This is a genomic window from Nocardia fodinahabitans (genome assembly GCF_052983615.1).
The window spans coordinates 6,350,419-6,366,311 of record NZ_JBRJJC010000001.1 but is presented as its reverse complement, the minus strand read 5'-3'; the positions used below and the strand labels follow the sequence as shown (position 1 = coordinate 6,366,311).

At 70.4% G+C, this 15,893-nt stretch carries 12 protein-coding genes; 3 read left to right on the top strand and 9 right to left on the bottom strand.

The window, feature by feature from the left end; translation table 11 throughout:
- Window positions 1–2: 2 nt before the first annotated feature.
- Genes NV348_RS29950 through NV348_RS29940 form a run of 3 tightly spaced genes read right to left on the bottom strand, consistent with a single transcriptional unit; the run spans window position 3 to window position 5,547 of the window.
- The gene (locus tag NV348_RS29950) at window positions 3–2,585 is read right to left on the bottom strand and encodes a helix-turn-helix transcriptional regulator (protein WP_447149850.1); all 2,583 of its coding nucleotides are present in this window, start codon (window positions 2,583–2,585) and stop codon (window positions 3–5) included.
- 53 nt (window positions 2,586–2,638) lie between these two features.
- Window positions 2,639–3,733: a catalase family protein gene (locus tag NV348_RS29945; RefSeq protein ID WP_447149849.1), complete on the bottom strand. Its 1,095-nt coding sequence runs from the start codon at window positions 3,731–3,733 to the stop codon at window positions 2,639–2,641.
- Window positions 3,730–5,547, bottom strand: coding sequence for a peroxidase family protein (locus tag NV348_RS29940; RefSeq protein WP_447149848.1), 1,818 nt, complete (start codon window positions 5,545–5,547; stop codon window positions 3,730–3,732). The genes NV348_RS29945 and NV348_RS29940 overlap by 4 nt, the downstream gene beginning before the upstream one ends.
- 220 nt (window positions 5,548–5,767) lie before the next feature.
- Between NV348_RS29940 and NV348_RS29935 the strand changes: the two genes are divergently transcribed.
- Window positions 5,768–6,523 (top strand): hypothetical protein, encoded by a 756-nt coding sequence (locus NV348_RS29935; protein WP_447149847.1) that lies wholly within the window; start codon window positions 5,768–5,770, stop codon window positions 6,521–6,523.
- A 4-nt stretch (window positions 6,524–6,527) separates the two neighbouring features.
- Here the strand turns inward: NV348_RS29935 and NV348_RS29930 are convergent, their stop codons facing one another.
- From NV348_RS29930 to NV348_RS29920, 3 genes are all read right to left on the bottom strand, one after another.
- A complete protein-coding gene (locus tag NV348_RS29930; RefSeq protein ID WP_447149846.1) occupies window positions 6,528–9,230 on the bottom strand; it encodes a patatin-like phospholipase domain-containing protein in 2,703 nt (900 codons plus the stop codon).
- A complete protein-coding gene (locus NV348_RS29925; protein ID WP_447149845.1) occupies window positions 9,227–9,523 on the bottom strand; it encodes a hypothetical protein in 297 nt (98 codons plus the stop codon). Before NV348_RS29925 ends, NV348_RS29930 begins: the two co-directional genes overlap by 4 nt.
- A 214-nt stretch (window positions 9,524–9,737) precedes the next feature.
- Window positions 9,738–11,720, bottom strand: coding sequence for a trypsin-like serine peptidase (locus NV348_RS29920; protein ID WP_447149844.1), 1,983 nt, complete (start codon window positions 11,718–11,720; stop codon window positions 9,738–9,740).
- 182 nt (window positions 11,721–11,902) lie between these two features.
- On the opposite strand from NV348_RS29920, the gene NV348_RS29915 reads away from it, so the two are divergent.
- Window positions 11,903–12,316: a hypothetical protein gene (locus tag NV348_RS29915; protein WP_447149843.1), complete on the top strand. Its 414-nt coding sequence runs from the start codon at window positions 11,903–11,905 to the stop codon at window positions 12,314–12,316.
- A gap of 1 nt (window position 12,317) precedes the next feature.
- On the opposite strand, the gene NV348_RS29910 is transcribed toward NV348_RS29915, so the two are convergent.
- Together NV348_RS29910 and NV348_RS29905 are read right to left on the bottom strand one after the other, a co-directional pair.
- On the bottom strand, window positions 12,318–12,746 hold the full coding sequence (locus NV348_RS29910) for a hypothetical protein (protein WP_447149842.1): 429 nt from the start codon (window positions 12,744–12,746) through the stop codon (window positions 12,318–12,320).
- 216 nt (window positions 12,747–12,962) lie between these two features.
- On the bottom strand, window positions 12,963–14,141 hold the full coding sequence (locus NV348_RS29905) for a cytochrome P450 (RefSeq protein ID WP_447149841.1): 1,179 nt from the start codon (window positions 14,139–14,141) through the stop codon (window positions 12,963–12,965).
- A 95-nt stretch (window positions 14,142–14,236) separates the two neighbouring features.
- Here NV348_RS29905 and NV348_RS29900 point away from each other — a divergent pair, with 95 nt between their 5' ends.
- A complete protein-coding gene (locus NV348_RS29900) occupies window positions 14,237–15,049 on the top strand; it encodes an SAM-dependent methyltransferase (RefSeq protein ID WP_447149840.1) in 813 nt (270 codons plus the stop codon).
- Here NV348_RS29900 and NV348_RS29895 read toward each other — a convergent pair.
- Entirely contained in the window at window positions 15,046–15,891 is an 846-nt protein-coding gene (locus tag NV348_RS29895; RefSeq protein WP_447149839.1) for an alpha/beta fold hydrolase, read from the bottom strand. The two genes, NV348_RS29900 and NV348_RS29895, sit on opposite strands and share 4 nt — an antisense overlap.
- Window positions 15,892–15,893 lie beyond the last annotated feature (2 nt).

The following is a 15,893-nucleotide window of genomic DNA, read 5'->3' as shown; positions in this document are numbered from 1 at the left end:
TGTCAGATCAGCTTGGCGAGTTGGTCGCGGTCGGTGGCGTCGAGTTTGATGCACGCGCGGTAGATGTGCCCCTCGACGGTGCGGACCGAGACACAGAGCCGTTCGGCGATGGCCCGGTTGGACAGCCCACGGCCGATGAGCGCGGCGATCTCCCGCTCCCGTTCGGTGATCGGGAGGGGACGGGCGGCGGCCGTGATCGCCGGCGTGCAGGCGCCGTCGCAGCGGGCGGCGAGTGCGGCGGCGCGGGCCGCGGCCTGGGCGCTGGGACGGCGCCGGCCGGCGTGGTCGAAGATCGGGACGGCCTGGGCCGCAGCGTCGGCGGCGGCCAGCAGCAGCCCCGCGTTCTCGAACTCGACACTGACCGCGGCGAGCGCCTCGGTATCGCCGTGGGCCAGCGCGGCGGCGTGCCGGGCGTAGATTCCGGCTACCGGTCCCTGGACGCGAGCCGCGACGGCGGCCAGCCGGGTGGCGAGGGATCGGTCACCGAAGCGGGCGGCGTGGTGCAGCGCCTCGGCCTCCTGCGCGTACTGGCCGGTGCGGTGGGCCAGGTCGGCCGCCTTGCGGGCCAGGTCGATCGCGGCGTGCTGGCTGTGCTCTGCCGCGGCCACCCAGGCGCGCGCGATCATCCGCTGCGGCTCGTGCAGGGCCATGTGCGGACCGCTGTGCTCCTCGGCATCGGCGAGGACCCGTTCGGCCTGGTCGACCTCGCCCACCGCCGCGTAGGCACGGGCCAGCACCAGCCGGGCGGGCAACTGCCAGGGCAGAGTGCAATCGGCGTTGAGCGCGGCCAGCGCCTGTTCGAAGGCGGTGATCGCGTCCCGGAACCGGCCGCGGTAGGTCGCGACGACGCCGATCCCGATGCGGGCGATGGCCCAGCCGGCGAACTGGCCCGCCGAGGAGAACTCCCGGTACTCCGAGGCCCGCTGTTCGGCGCGGTCCAGGTCACCGATCATCGTCAGGGCCATCACGTCGCCGTAGCGCACCATCACCCGGATCAGGCCGTCGGTGGACTTCTGTTCGGTCGTGATCCGGGCCGCGATGGGCGCGAAGTCGGCGCCGCGGCCGACGAACGGCAACGCGAGACCGAGGGTGAACGCGGCGAAATCGACGGCTTGCCGGGGCGAGTCCGGATCGGCGAGCACCCGCTCCGCCTCCGCGACGCCGACGGCGAGCCGGTTCTCGTGCACCGCCATCGCCGCCCGGACCGCGTCGACCAGCAGCCGCAGCGACGGATGCTCGACGCGGGCGGCGACCAGGTCGATCAGCTGGTGGGCCCGGTCGACATCGCCGAGCGACCAGAACTGCAGGCTCGCCCGCGGCAGGCCCCACTGCACGACCTGCAGCGGATCGAGCCGGTCGGGGTCGAACCGGGCCAGGATCTCGTCGGCTTCGTGCGGCTTGCCCTGCCACAGCAGCGCCCGCGACAGCAGCTCGGCCGCGCGCAGGCCACCGCAGCGGTCGCAGGCGGCGCGGGCCAGACGCTCCCCCAGCGGCAGATTCGCCAGCGCGATCGCGTCCTTGGCGGCATTGATCAGCAGCACGATGTCGATCGGGTGATCGCTGTCGACGCACAGCTGTGCCAGCCGGATCCGTTCCGCCGGCGTGTCCAGCGTCCGGTCGCGCAATGTCTCGACGATGCGTCCGCGCCGCGTGCGGGCCGCGGCGGTGCCGATCCGGCGGCGGACCACCTCGCCGAGCAGCGGGTGACTGAACCGGACCTCGACCGAGCCGCCGTGGCGGCAGACCCGGATCAGGCCGCTGAGCTCGGCGGCGTCGACGGCGTCGACGCCGACCAGCTCGGTGAGGATGTCGATGTCGAGCGGCTCGTAGACCGACAGCATCCGCAGCGCGTCGAGCACCGGTTCGCTCGTCCTGGTCAGCCGCTCGTCGAGCAGGTCGACCAGCCCGGACGGCACGGCGGTCGGACCGCGCAGCTGCCAGACCCCGTTGACGTCGGTCAGCGTGCGCGCCTCGACCGCACCTTCGACCATGTTGCGCAGGAACAGCGGGTTGCCGCCCGAGGACTCCCACATAACGTCGGCGCTGAGCCCTTCCAAGGTCCCGCCCAGCACCGTCTCGACCAGGGCGGTGCATTGCGGCTTGGACAGCGGTGTCAGTTCGACACGCTCGAGGAAGCCGTCCTTCCACAGTGAGGTGATCGCGTCGGGCACGGGCTCGCCGGAGCGGACGGTGGCCACGATGCGCGCGCCGCGGTCGACGGCGATCTGGTGCACCAGGGTGGCGGAGAGGGTGTCGAGCAGGTGCGCGTCGTCGACGCCGATCACCGTATCCGGCTGGGTCAGTAGGTTTTCCCGCGCCGAGTGCAGCAGGGCGAGGGGATCGCGCGAGGCCGACGCGGCGATCCAGGGGGCGAAAGCGCCGAGCGGAATGGCCTGCGACGAGGCGGTGCACGCCACCCAGCGGACCGGGTCCGCGAGCACCGAGGTGACCAGCCGGGCCAGCGTGGTCTTGCCGATGCCCGCGGCGCCGACCACTATCACTCCGCCGGTGTTCCCAGTCGTCAAAGCCGTACGGACGGTGTCGAATTCGGCGGGGCGATCGAGCAGTTGCCACCATTCGCCCATACCCCGAAATTCTAGTTCGCGACCGGCTCCCCCACAACGAGCCCGGGCAGTGGTCATGGCGGCAATTCGGTCGCGTCGCGGGGCTCCAGCCGCGGCGCGTTGTTGACGTCGTGGCGATAATCGCTGGACGCCTCGTACACCCGTTTCTTGAGCCGGTTGATCGACCCGAGCGGGCGATGCGCGTCCAGGCCGCGCCAGGAGTTGAACGACAGCACGTCGTCGCCGTAGGCGCGGCGCTGCGGCGTGTAGGGGTCCTGGACGTCGAACCGGATGGTCGCGACGGTGCGATGCGGAGACGCCTCCTCCGGCCACGGCACGGTCGCGTCCTCGATCGGCATGGTCGCGGCGTCGGTGCACAGCTGCGCGCGCAGTTCGTAGGTGGCGCTGTGCGTGGCGAAGAAGTCGACGACGGCGTCCTGATGGGCATTGACCCCGGCCGTGGCGCTTACCGGTTGTCCTTGCAGCGCGGCGACTTCCGGCGACACCGGCAGGTAGAGCAGCTTGGCGACGTAGTCGCCGTAGCGCAGCGGTGCCGAGGTGTAGAAGGTCTCGCCGAGGATGTGGGTGTTGGGCGCGACGAACACGCCCAGATTCGGCGGCACCTGCGTGCCGATGCGCCGCAGCACGTGCTTGTCCAGGGCCGCGACGAGATCGCTGCCCGCACGAAGGACTTCGTCGGGCAGCCGGGCCAGCACCCAGGCGGTCGGCATGCCCTGGGTGAGATAGGCGTGCGCGTCGGCGAACAGGAACTCTCGGTGGGTCACCATGATGAAGTCCTGGGTGGTGGCCTCGTCGCCGGGCATCGCCCGCGGGCCGTGCACGCCGAGCACCTTGATGCCGAGGCCGCGCACGCCCCGCAGCTGATCGCTGCGGATCACCCCGGAGGTGCTCGACAGCCGGGCGATGACCGGGTACGTCGCCGGGGTGGCGAACAGGCCCTGCGCCAGCTCCGGCGGCAGCCCGGCCGGCACGGTCAGCTCGCCGCGCAGGATGCCGTGACTCTTGGCGTGCGCGTCGCGCAGTCCACGCTTGTACTTGCGGTAGGCGCGTTCGTTGTTGTCGCGCAGCACCGCGATGATCTTGTCGATGATCTGTTCTTCGTCGGGGCGCGGCTGTTCCAGGTCGTCGCGGAAGCGCAGGTAGGTCATCGCGGAGTCCTCCACGGCGCGAAGGGATTCGCGACGCCGTCGAGCGCGGGCGCCAGCGTGGGGAAATGACGCAGCAGCACGGTGCGCATGCTGTTGTCGCGCACCCAGGCCATGCCCGCCTCGGTGTAGATCTCGGACCGGAAGTCGGTGGTGAAGAACCGGTCGGCCGACAGCCGCCGCGACGCCATCAGCACGAAGATCCGGAAGGCGGTGTCGCTGAAGCCGAAACCGGGTGGCTTGGGCTCGGCGTACAGGCCGACCATCAAGTCGACGTCGTCGACGGTGCCGTAGATCTGTTCGAGTTCACGCGCCCACTGTGGATTGTCGGTCAGCTCGTCGAAGGAGGCGGCGGGCCGCAGCCGCAGCTGACGCCGGAACTCGTTGTAGCGCGGCACCCCTCGCTCGCGCACCCGCAGGATGTCGATGGTGGCGAGGTCGATCAGCGGGCGGCCCGGCCTGGCGAGTTCCTGCAGGTGGCGCGGGTAGTTGTGCAGCGTCAGCGCGCCGGGATGGGCGCGGCCGAAGGAGTAGAACAGGGTGTCCATCGGAGTCTCGGCGAGCCGCTCGCGGATATGGGCGACGCCCAGCTCGGGGAACGGATACTCGGCCAGCACCCGGTCGTCGGTGAGACTGCGCACCACGAGGTCGTCGGGGATCAGCGGGTGCATCCGGTACACCGAGACGAACTCCTCGGTCAGCGCGTACGGCACGCCGTGGTCCTCGACCGCGGAACCCGGTATGCCGGAGAGCACTTCGTTGCCGACGAGCCTGCCGAACCGGCGCGAGATCCGCTCGCCGAGGACACCGAACCAGTTGGCGCGCATAGCGGCGACGGTGGTGGGGTGGGCGATGATCGCCGGCGTCCAGTCGACGGTGTGGATCTTGGCGATCAGCGCGGCGTTGATCAGGCGCGCGGTGTCGTAGAGCTGCTGGTCGTCCAGGTCGGGGTAGCGCCGCGACAGGCGGCGGCAGATCGCGTTGTGCTCGCGCAGGAACAGCGAATGCAGCAGCGCCAGGCCGACCCAGGCATTGGCGGCCGCGTCCGAGAGCGCGAGCAGGCTCGCCGCGTCCAGCGGGGGCAGGCCGAGTTCGTCGACCACCAGTTCGCCGTTCTTGCCGGACCGCAGTGCGGCCGCGAATGCCGCTGTGCTGCCGTAGATCTGGGAGGCGTCCCACCAGTGCGAGTCCTCGGTGACATAGCTCGGCGGGTCGCCGGGTTCGGCGCCGGGAACGGACACGGTGCGCTGGATCGTCATCGGCCGTTCGGGCCAGGCGTCGTGCTCGTCGAGGGTCACCCGGAACGGCTCGCTGTCGGTGCGGGTGTGGCTGAACCAGTCGTGCACCTCGAACTGGATCCAGGCCGCGGCCAGCAGGTTCAGCGTGGTGGCGGGCTCGAAGCGGTCGCGGGCCAGCAGACGCAGGCTGACCTGGCGCGGGTTCGGTTCCTGGATCCGGGCGGAGTCCTCCGGGTGGCTGTCTTCGGGGGCGAAATTGCGCCCGAAGCGGCAGCCGACCGAGCCGGTGCGCGGATCGGCGGCGCTGTTGTACGAGCCGTCGATGGTGCGCGCGCCCCGGTGTTCCCCGGTCGTGTCCGGCGGCAACGGTCCGGCCGGATGCGGGCCGGTGTCGAAGAGATTGCGGGACCGCAGCTTGCTGCGCAGGCCGACCAGCACGGCCAGCCCGAGCGGCGCGGGTAACCGGAACCAGCCCACGCGCCGGTCGAGCGCCTCCGCGGCCTCGACGGCGGCGCGGGCGACGAACGACAGCTGGGGTGGCGACGATTGCGGCGGAATCGCCGGCTGTGCCTCGACCATCGAGAACCTCCACGTAGCGTGACTGGCTCGAACCGCGGTGTACGAGAAGTGGTCGAAGATCAGTTTCCGGCACGGGGTGACCTATGTCACGAGTAGTGCACTACTCAGGGCTCTGACCGGCCCGCCCCGGCGGCCGTGGTGACGCCCGCGACCCGGCCCGCGGCAATCGAGTAGCGAATTACGCGCGCCGCGGGACGGGTGCGTGGGTGAGGCTGCTCGGGTGAATACTCCGATCGAAATCAAGGTCAATCTCGACGGGGACCTCGTCGATGCCCAAACCCGGCTGGGGTGTACCAACGCCGCCGCGATCAGCCGGGACGTGTGGTTCGCCGAGCCACGCGTCCCCGGCGCCCGTGGCGGGCCCGCCTTGCTGGCGGGCCGGATCGCCATCCGGCTGCGCAGTGGCGACTACGACGACCTGACCGTCAAACTGCGGCCCTGCACTGCCGCCCAGCTGGTGGGCCGCTGGTCGACGCCGTTCACCGAGCCCGGGATGCAGTTCCGCGTCGAGGGCGACTGGTGTGGTGACCGCCGGGTGCTGTCGGCCTCGGTGGTGAGCAGGCGCCCGGCCGGCTCGCTGCGGGTGGCCGCCCTGTGCGGCGAGGATGTCACCGAGGCCCTCGATTCGGCCCAGCGCCAGTTCCTGGTCAGCTGCACGCCCCCCGGTGTCGTGGTCGATCATCTGCGCGCGATGGGCCCGGTCGCGTCGACGAAGTGGACGAACGTGGCCGTCGGGGAGCTGGCGGTCGACGCCGAGCGGTGGACCGTGGACGGCCTCGACCTGTTGGAACTGTCGCTGAGAGTGACTCCCGACCCGGGGGAATCCCCCACCACGCTGCACGCGCGCGCCCTCGACGTGCAGCACCGGTTCCATGCCGCGATCCGCGGCCACGGCCTCTCGATCTCGACCGAGATGACCAAGACCGAGCAGGTACTCACCACGCTGACCACCGCGGGATCGATCGTCGGCGAGTAGCGCGCTACGTCGGCCGCACCAGGAGCGGCTCGCCGGTCTCGCCGTCCGACTCCGGCGCTCCGGCGCGGCGTGCACCGCGCAGCCCGGCGAAGACCGGATCGTCGAGGGCCCGCGCGGTCACCTCGTGTCCGAGGGCACGGTAGGCCTCGAAATCCCATTCGCTGTAGAGCTGATCGCCGGTGGAGGTGTACGGGAAGTCCGGGTGTGCCCTGCTGTAGTTCTCGAGGTCCCAGCTCAGGTCGTCGATCAGCTGCGATCTGAGGTAGTAGATGTCGGTGGTGGCGCCGTCGAGATGCCGGGCGATTCCGTGCGCCCACGCCTTGTGGGCCCGCTTCCGCTCGCCGCGCAGCATGTGCCCCAGATCGATGCTGATCTCCACGCAGTGGTCCATTCGCGCCGTCGCGATGGCCTCGGCCAGCGCGCAGAACCGGTCGTCGGGACTGCCGCTGGCGTCGAGGACGAGCACCGCCGCGGGCCGCCTGCGCAGCGCCTCCACCAGTCCGAGGTTGTCGTAGTGCCCGCCGTCGGTGACGTAGAGCCAGCGGTCGTACAGCGACGGATTGCCGAACGCCTCGCGCAGCAGCCGGTACGGCCCCGGTTTGTCGGCCCAGCTGGACACCGCGGGCAACCCGGCGGCGAGCCTGCCCTGCGGGACAGGCTGCCAGTACGGGTTCGGCAGCCACACCCCCAGGCGGGCGTTGAGCAGGGCGAGCAGGATCCGCACCGGCCGGGTGCGGGCGCTCTCCCGGCCGGTGAGCGGGCTGAAGGCGGCGCCGCTGATCGCCATCGCGGCGGGCACCGTGACATCGCGATACCGGTAGTCGGCCAGCTGCTCGTAGGTCCCGGTCGGGCGCAGGCCGTCCTGGGTCAGGGCCCGATCACCGACGACGCCGATGCGGTCCGGATCGAAGACGAACGGCACGCAGCCGCGCCGGGTGGGCACGAACGCGACATCGTTGGCGTTGGCGGCCGCAGCGATGACCAGCCGCGGTCCGTGCCCGACCGGCGTGCCGTAGTCGGAGTACCGCAGCGCGGTGCTGTAGGGCAGCGGCACCGCCTGGTGGGAGCGCGGATCCTTGTCCACGAGAAAGGCTTTCGACAGCGCTTCCCGGTAGTAGGTGTGCAGCGAGGTGCGGTTGGCGTCGGTGAAGACCTTGATCGCGACGGCGATGCCGATCAGCCACCAGGCCAGTGTCCAGTTCGAGCGGGCCTGCGGATCGGTGGCGAAGACCGTCGTCCAGCGCAGCAGCGCGACGACGGCGACCGCGACGATCAGCGCGCTGCCCAGCCACGGGGCGACCGTCTTGCGCACCACCGTGAGCACGCGCCCGTACCAGCCGCTCGCCGCGTCGCCGGCGTGCAGGCCCTTCCAGGCCGAGCGCCCGAGCCCGATCACCGCGACCAGCGTGGCGGTGAAGGTGAGCGCGCCCTTTCCGCCCGGGTCGACGAGCCCGGCGAGCGCCGTGGTCGGCGCGTCGGCCGAGCCGTCCGTCAGCCTGCTCAGCGCGTACAGAGCGACCGGGACACCGACGAGCAGGACCGCCAGCGGCACCCCGGCGCCCAGCAGCAGCCGCGACGCCTTCGCGAAGAAGTTGCGCATCCGATCCGGCACCATGGTCAGCCGATCCCAGGCCTTCTCCACCACGAATGCCGCCAGGGCCAGCGCGAACGGGCCGAGCGCGATCGCCAGGTACCAGTACCCGCCGGCCGGAACCAGGTGGAGTTCCAGCCGGTCGCCGTCACGGGTGAGGACGTCGATGTCGTCGAGCAGCCAGCCCAGCCACCACGACACCGCCAGCAGCGCGATCCCGACCAGCGTCGCGTTCACGACGATGCCGTAGAGCAGGGAGAACACGGCGCGGAACTTGTCGGTGCCGCGCGGCATCAGGTAGCGCGTGCGGCGGCGCAGATAGGCCAGTTCCGAGGATTCGAGCGCGTACGGATCGGTGAAATTGCGGTGCAGGATATGCATGGCCGCGGCGATGTAACCGCCGCCGCTCACCCCGACCACGGCGGTCGCGCGCTGGTAGAGCCGCCGATCGCGCAGCACCTGCAGCGCGCCGAGACAGAACGAGGCGGACCGGATGCCGCCGCCGGAGCAGCAGATGATCAGCCCGTCGGGTGTGGTGGCGGCGGTCGGGGTCTGCGCGTAGTGGGGTTGCGACGGGTCGTCGCCGGCGAGCCGGTTCTTGGTGCCGCTGTACCAGATGACGGCGGTGATCACGAGGGCCACCAGCAGGAAGAACAGGTGCAGGCCCGCCTGGGTGCGCAGCAGCGTCACCGTGGTGCCGCCGCACGAGGCGGGCTCGCCGGTCAACCGGATCGCCAGCACGAGATCGGCCACGCCGTCGAGCGCGGACAGGATCAGCGAGCCCGCGAAGACCAGCTTCGCGAACCGGGTGTACTTCGTGTCCAGCCGCAGCGAATAGATGTAGACGTAGTACCGGTAGGTCGCCGTCGGCGCCGCGATCGCCATCATGGCGCCCACCAGCAGGGCCAGCAACCCCGCGGTGTGGCATTCCGCCGGCGTGCGCGCGCCGAGCGGAAACACCATCGTCGCCTGCACCGCCACGAGGAACACCACGATGCCGGTGGTGGACGCGAAGACCTTGCCCCGCCCGACCTGTTCGATGGTCGCCAAACCCGAGGTGACGTGGTCACCGCTGGCCCGCACGGGCGACCCGGTGTGCTGTTCCGCTGTGGTCATGGCCGGTCGGTGAGGTTGGCGTCCCAGCCGACGTGGTACCGCACCATCATGGTGCCGTCGGCGTACGGGACGACATCGAGAACCCGCATCGTCGCGGGTCCGGGGAACCCCGTTCCATGGGTACGGAGCGCCTTCTGGGCCCAGCCGAGGGAGGAGACGTCGGTCCGGTCGATTCCCCTCGTCCCGACGCCGTTGTCGGGATCATCGGCCGGACCTTTCGTCGCTTCGAACCACGCTTCACCGGTGTCCGGGCTGGCTGCCAGGACCGCGTCCTCGGTATCCGAATCGAACATCTCCGGTGTCCTTTCGAAACGTGGGGAGATTCCCACACCGATATCGTCGCGCACCCGGTACCCGCATCGAACGCGTAATGCACTACTCCATCTCCGCGGGGCGATTCGCCCGAGAGCAGTTCCATCAGCGGATCATGAATGCGATGCCGCCGGACCAGGTTTTCGAACCTGTTCACGATCAACGCCGACACCGCGTTCCTGGATCGGCGCCCGTTCACGCCGTGAGCGTGCGGCCGATCGTCGCCGCCACCGCCGCGTGCGCGAGGTACTCGGCGATATCGTGCGCCCGCTCCTTGGGGTTCTCGACGGGCAGATCCCGCAGCTCGGGTCCCCACGCCTGCCGCAGCGGGCAGCCGATGGCGATCGGGTCGCCGGCGTACCAGGTGTTGAGCCAGTCGCCGACCCGTTCCGGCCGGTGCGGGCCGCCGCTGAGCAGCTTGCCGTAGATCCCGTCCAGTCCCAGCGGACTGCCCGCGGTGACGAGCAGGCGCACGGTCAGCTCCCGGGGCAGCTGGGTGAGCAGATCCATCGCCACCACCGTGCCCAGACTGTGGCTGACCAGCACGAGCTCGTCGCTGGTCGGCATGTCGGCGAGCACGGTGTCGAGCACTCCTTTGCGGACCTTCTCGTCGTCGAGGTAGGCCGCGACGTCCCGGAAGATCGCCCCGATGAGCAGCGAGTCCAGCCCGCTGCGCGCGGCGATCCAGCCGAGCTGGTCGCGCACCCGGCCCAGGACGACCGAACCGAATCCGAAACGCTCCTCGGCCATCGGGTCGGCGGGTGCCTCCGCCGCGGTCGGCATCCCGAGGCGCTGGGCGGCCTCGGCGACCAGGCTCTCGTACAGCTCCGATCCGGTCTCGACGACCGCTTCGCGGGCGCCCAGGCTCGCGACGAGCTGGTCACCGTAGAACGGGAAGTGGACGTCGGCGGGATCGATCGGGCTCAGCTCCGCGAGGGTGAGGCCCTTGTTCAGGCCCGCGGTCCAGGCGCGTCGCAGCGCGGCCGGATCGCGGCCCTCCTGCCCGCGGCCGTGCAGGAACACCACGCTGCGTTTGCCACCGAACGCGGTCGGCCTGCCTCGGGTGCCGCGCACGATCGTCTCGGCCGCCGAATCCGGCTGTGGCGCAGTGGCTGTCGCGTCGACGACGACTGCTGCTGCCAGGCCCGCGGCGGGACCGAGTTCGTCGAGCAGCGCGCGCTGTGCGGGATCGAACGTGCGGGCGCCGAGATCGCGCAGCAGCACGCTCACGCGGACGCCTTCATTGGCGACCCAGTCGATCGCGTCGTCACCGTCGCCGCCCTGCCACGGCTGGGCGTCCTTGCGCAGCACCCGACCCTGGCCGTCCTTCTTGGGCACGCCGGCGTGGTGCACGGCGACGATCTCCCACTGATCGTTGAAGACCGGCGAACCGGAGTTCCCCGGTTCGGTGTCGGAGGTGTAGTGCAGGAAATCGTCGAGCTGCAGATCGAGCCGGTTGTCCCGGATCGAGATCTCCTTGAGCCTGCCCAGCGGGTGGCCGACGACGTTCATCGCCTCCCCGATCACGATCTTGCCCGGCTTGGCGATCAGCGGATTCCAGCCGAACGTGTCACCCGGGGCCGTACCATCGGCGCCCGGCGCCACCCGCACGAGGGTGTAGTCCAGATGCCGGTCGGTGACGAAGAAGTCGCCCGGCGCGAGATCGAAACGCACCGTCTGGGTCGGCACATTGTCGATGCCGGCTTCGGCCGCGAATTCGATCATCACCGATTCGGCGACGTCGACGCTGGGCAGCACGTGGTTGTTGGTGAGCAGCAGCTGCGGCGAGACCAGCGACCCGGTGCCGATCGGCACTCGACGGCCGTGGTCGGACAGCGAGATCCGGGCGACGGCGGCGGCCGCGCGGGTACCGCGGGTGAGGAAGTTGACGGCCTGCAGGTCGTTGGCGAAGCCGATGACCCGCTCCAGCGAGCGGATGCTGTCGAGCGGGTCCTGCCTGCCCAGTTCGATGACCGCCTGGGCGGGTACCTCACCGCCGGCCAGCAGCCGGTCGGCGCGGGCGAGGATCTGTTCCTCGGTGTCGACGACGTCGGATTCGGCCACCCGGCGTTTGCGGGTCACCTCGTCGCGCTCGGCCGCGCTGTCGGCGAACCGGCGCGCCGCGGCGGCCACCTGTTCGCACCGTGCGGTTGTACGGGTTTCGCTCTCGGTATCCATGGGTCACCTCGCCCGGGAAGGATGCAGCTGATCCCTCAGCGTGAGCGGGTGGCCCGGTGCCGGGCACGAGTAGCCGACCACTCGATTCCCGACCGCCGCGCACGGCACTTCGCGAAGGCCGCGAGCCCCTGCTCAGCGTGGCATCCTGAATACATCCGGATCGTCACGATCAGGGAGTTCTCATGATCACCAGCACATCGCGCGGACATCGTCCCCGCCGGCACATCGGCCTGGTACTCACCGTTCTCGCCGCGGCCGCGCTCGCCGCGTGCGGCACGAGTACCGAACCGGTCGACCCGACCCGCCCCACCCCCACCCAGGTGCCGGAAATCGGCACCGCGGCCGCCGATGAGCTGTGCGACATGATGCGCGCCGAGATCGGCAACTGGCAGCAGCAGGGGCCTGCCATCGCCCGGGTGTCCTACAACGGCACCGTGCACAACTGGGCGCTGCGCAACGGCGCCATCAACACCGCGATCACGCTCAACCGGGGCGCGATCGACACCGTCACCATCGAGCGCTGTCCGGACGTCCGTGACCAGGTGCTGGCCACCCTCGACATCAGCGATCTCGCCTCCGGTCTGGCCGGATTCTGACTCAGACCGTGGCGCCGGTGCCGAACCACTGCTCGGCGAGCTCCGCCGAGTCGGTGCCGAGCGCGTGCCCGATCGACTCCCAGGACGCGCCCGTCGCCCGGACGAAGCGGACGGCCTCGACGAGCCGCTGTCGCGCGGACTCCGAATCCTGGAAGGCCAGCCGCACCGGCATCAGCGCCCGCATCTCGAACTGATGGCACTCCCACTCCTCGAGCACCAGCCGGGTCAGGGCGGGGTCGAGCCGGTCGGACGGGCTGTGCAGGCGACGCTCGGCGGGAGCGTGGCCGAGTGGGTGCGCCGAGCGCCGCCATGGCTGCCCACGCCATCGGCCGCAGGAGCACTGCGCCCGCCAGCCGATCGGGTCGCGCGCGTCGTCGTCGGCGACGATGTCGACGACCCATCCGTGATGACACTCGAACACAGCATTCATACCGACTCCGATGTCGATTCCTACGACTCGGCCCACAGAATCCGACCGACTGGTGTGTGAGACTGGTCTTCCCAGGTACTCACCATCGACGTCTTCGCGGCACGGCGCAACCACCTCACCCCGATATTGGGAGCAATCACACAACCGCGAGACCGGGCGTGGGATCACCGGTACGATCCGGCCGCCGCGCAGGCAGCGCGGCGGCCGGACGCGAGATCAGCGCAGCGTGACCGTGGTCGGCAGCGCGGCGAAGCCGCGGTTGTTCGACGAGTGGATCCGCACGAGGTTGTCGGTGTCGATCTCGTAGTCGGCCACCGCGGCGACGATCTCCTGCAGCGCCACCCGCAGCTCCAGCTGGGCCAGATTCATACCCAGGCAGTGGTGACGGCCGGCGCCGAAGGCCAGCGAGGCACTGGTGTCGCGGTCCAGATCGAAGGTGTCGGGATCGGCGAAGATCGCCTCGTCGCGATGCGCCGAGCCGGTCAGCAGCAGGATCCGGGCCTGAGCGGGGATCTCGACGCCGTGCAGCTCGATCGGCGTGGTCGTGGTGCGCAGCTGGGACTGGGTGGCCGGGTCGTAGCGCATGGACTCCGCGATCCAGTCGTCGATGCGGCCGTCGAAAGCGGCGCGGCGCTGCTCGGGGTGCAGCGCGGCGCTGTGCCAGGCGTTGCCGAGGGTCAGCATGACCGTCTCGATGCCCGCCCCGACGAGCAGGATCAGCACCCCGACGATCTCCTCGGGAGTGAGCCGGTCGTCGCCGTCGGCGGCGTCGAGCAGACCCGAGAGCAGATCACCGGTCCGCTGCCGGCTGCGGGCGATGGTCAGCTCCGTGTAGTACCCGACCAGTGCCCCGATGGCGGCCATCGCCTCCGGGCGCAGATCGGTCGACTCGGCGTCGGTGTACATGATCTCCATGCCGAGCTTGCGCAGCAGCTCCCGGTCCTCCTCCGGCACGCCGACCAGCTCGGAGATCACGTCGGTCGGGAAGGGACCGGCGAAGTCGGCGATCAGGTCGAAGCTGCCGCCCTCGAGCAGCGGTCGCAGAGTGCGGCGGGCGATCTCGCGCAGCCGCGGCTCGAGGCTCTGCACCCGGCGCTGGGTGAACGCGCGGACGACGAGTTCGCGCATCCTGGTGTGCTTGGGCGGGTCCATCGCCACGAACGAGAAGAACTTCTCCGCCTGCGGTCCCCAGAACGCCGGTTCCATGCGCAGGCCGTTGGCGCTGGAGAAGCGATCGGAATCGCGCAACGCCGCCCGGACGTCGGCGTGCCGCGACAACGCCCAGAAGTCGTCGGTGTCGTTGCGGTAGACAGGGGACTCGCTGCGCAACCTGGCATAGTACGGATACGGATCGGCATGGACAGCGAAGTCGTAGGGGCTGAACTGCAGGGGCATGGCCGTGCCTTTCGCGGCGGCGGGACCAGCCACGCCACCACCGGTCTCGAGTCGGGCTGACAGGACGACCGTAGCCGAGAGAAAGGAAGTGCGCCGTGGACTTCGAAGCCGCCGCCGACCGGGTGGACGTCACCAAACCACACCCGGCCCGCCGGTACGACTACTGGCTGGGCGGCAGCGCTCATTTCGAAGCGGACCGCAGGTCGGCCGACGCCGTCGCGGAGGCGTTTCCCTCCATCCATTTCGCCGTCCTGGAGAACCGCGGTTTTCTTCGTCGCGCGATTCCCTACCTGGTGGAGACGGTGGGCTTCCGCCAGTTCCTCGACGTCGGCACCGGCCTGCCGACCGCGGGCAATGTCCACCAACTCGCGCAGGCGATCGCCCCGGAATCCCGGGTGGTCTACGTCGACAACGACCCGATCGTCCTCTACCACGCCCGCGACCTGCTGGTGAGCTCCCCGAGCGGCGCGACCGCCTATATCGACGCCGACCTGCGCGACCCCGCCTCGATCCTCGAGCACCCGGCCCTGCGCGGCACCCTCGACCTCGACCAGCCGGTGGCCCTGATGCTCTGCGCGGTGCTGCACTTCCTCACCGACGAGATGCGCCCCTACGACGTGGTGCGGGAGCTGTGCGCCGCGCTGCCCTCGGGCAGCTACCTCACCATGACCCACGCCACGAACGACCACCTGTCGGCCGAGGACCTCGAGGCGGCCATCGACGCCAACGAGCGCAGCGGCGTCCCGTTCCGGCTCCGCTCGACCGCCGAATTCACCCGCTTCTTCGACGGCCTGGAGCTCGTCTCGCCGGGCATCACCTCGGTGATCGATTGGCGGCCCACCGAATGGCGTCCGCATCCGCGCAAGGAAGCGGTCTCGATGCTGTGCGGGATGGCCCGGATCCCCTAGCTCCGGCGCGAGATCCACGCGATGAGTTCGTTCTCCACCTCGTCGCGGTTGATCTCGTTGAGGATCTCGTGGCGGGCGTTCGGATAGACGCGGTAGGTGACGTCGGTGAGCCCGGCGTCGCGATAGCGCTCGACCTGCAGCGCGCTCAGGCGCGCACCGACGGTGAGCGGGTCGCGGTCACCGACCATGACGTACAGCGGCAGGTCGGTCCTGATGCCGCGTGGCCGGGCGAGCCGTTCGGTGCCTGCCCGCGCCAGCAGCGCCATGTTCGCCGCGTCGATCTCGAAGCCGCACCACGGGTGGGCCAGATAGGCGTCGACCTGGGCCTCGTCGCGGCTGAGCCAGTCGGCGGTGGTGCGCACGGGCTGGAACTCCCGGTTGAACAGGCCGAGCAGATCGCCGTCGGCGGCGGCGATCTCGACGAACAGCTCGTCGACCGCGGTGGTGCCGCACAGCACGGCGGCGTCGACCAGCGCGTCGTGATCGAGCAGATACTGCTGGACCGCGAACGAGCCCAGACTGTGCCCGAACAACACCACGCGCCGCCCGGGATGGGTCTCGTGCAGGATCGCGGTGAGCGCGGCCATGTCATCGACCAGCAGGTTCCAGCCGTTGGCCCCGAGGTCACCGGGCGCGCCCGCCATGCTGTGGCCGTGTCCGCGATGGTCGGCCGCGTAGACGGCATAGCCCAGACCGGCGAGGCGTTCGGCGAGATGGCTGTAGCGCGCGGCGTATTCGCCCATGCCGTGCGCGATCTGGACCACGCCGGTGACGTCGTCCCCGGCCGGCAGCCAGGAGCGGACGTGGATGGTCGTGCCGTCGCTGCTGGGGTAGGTGAACATGG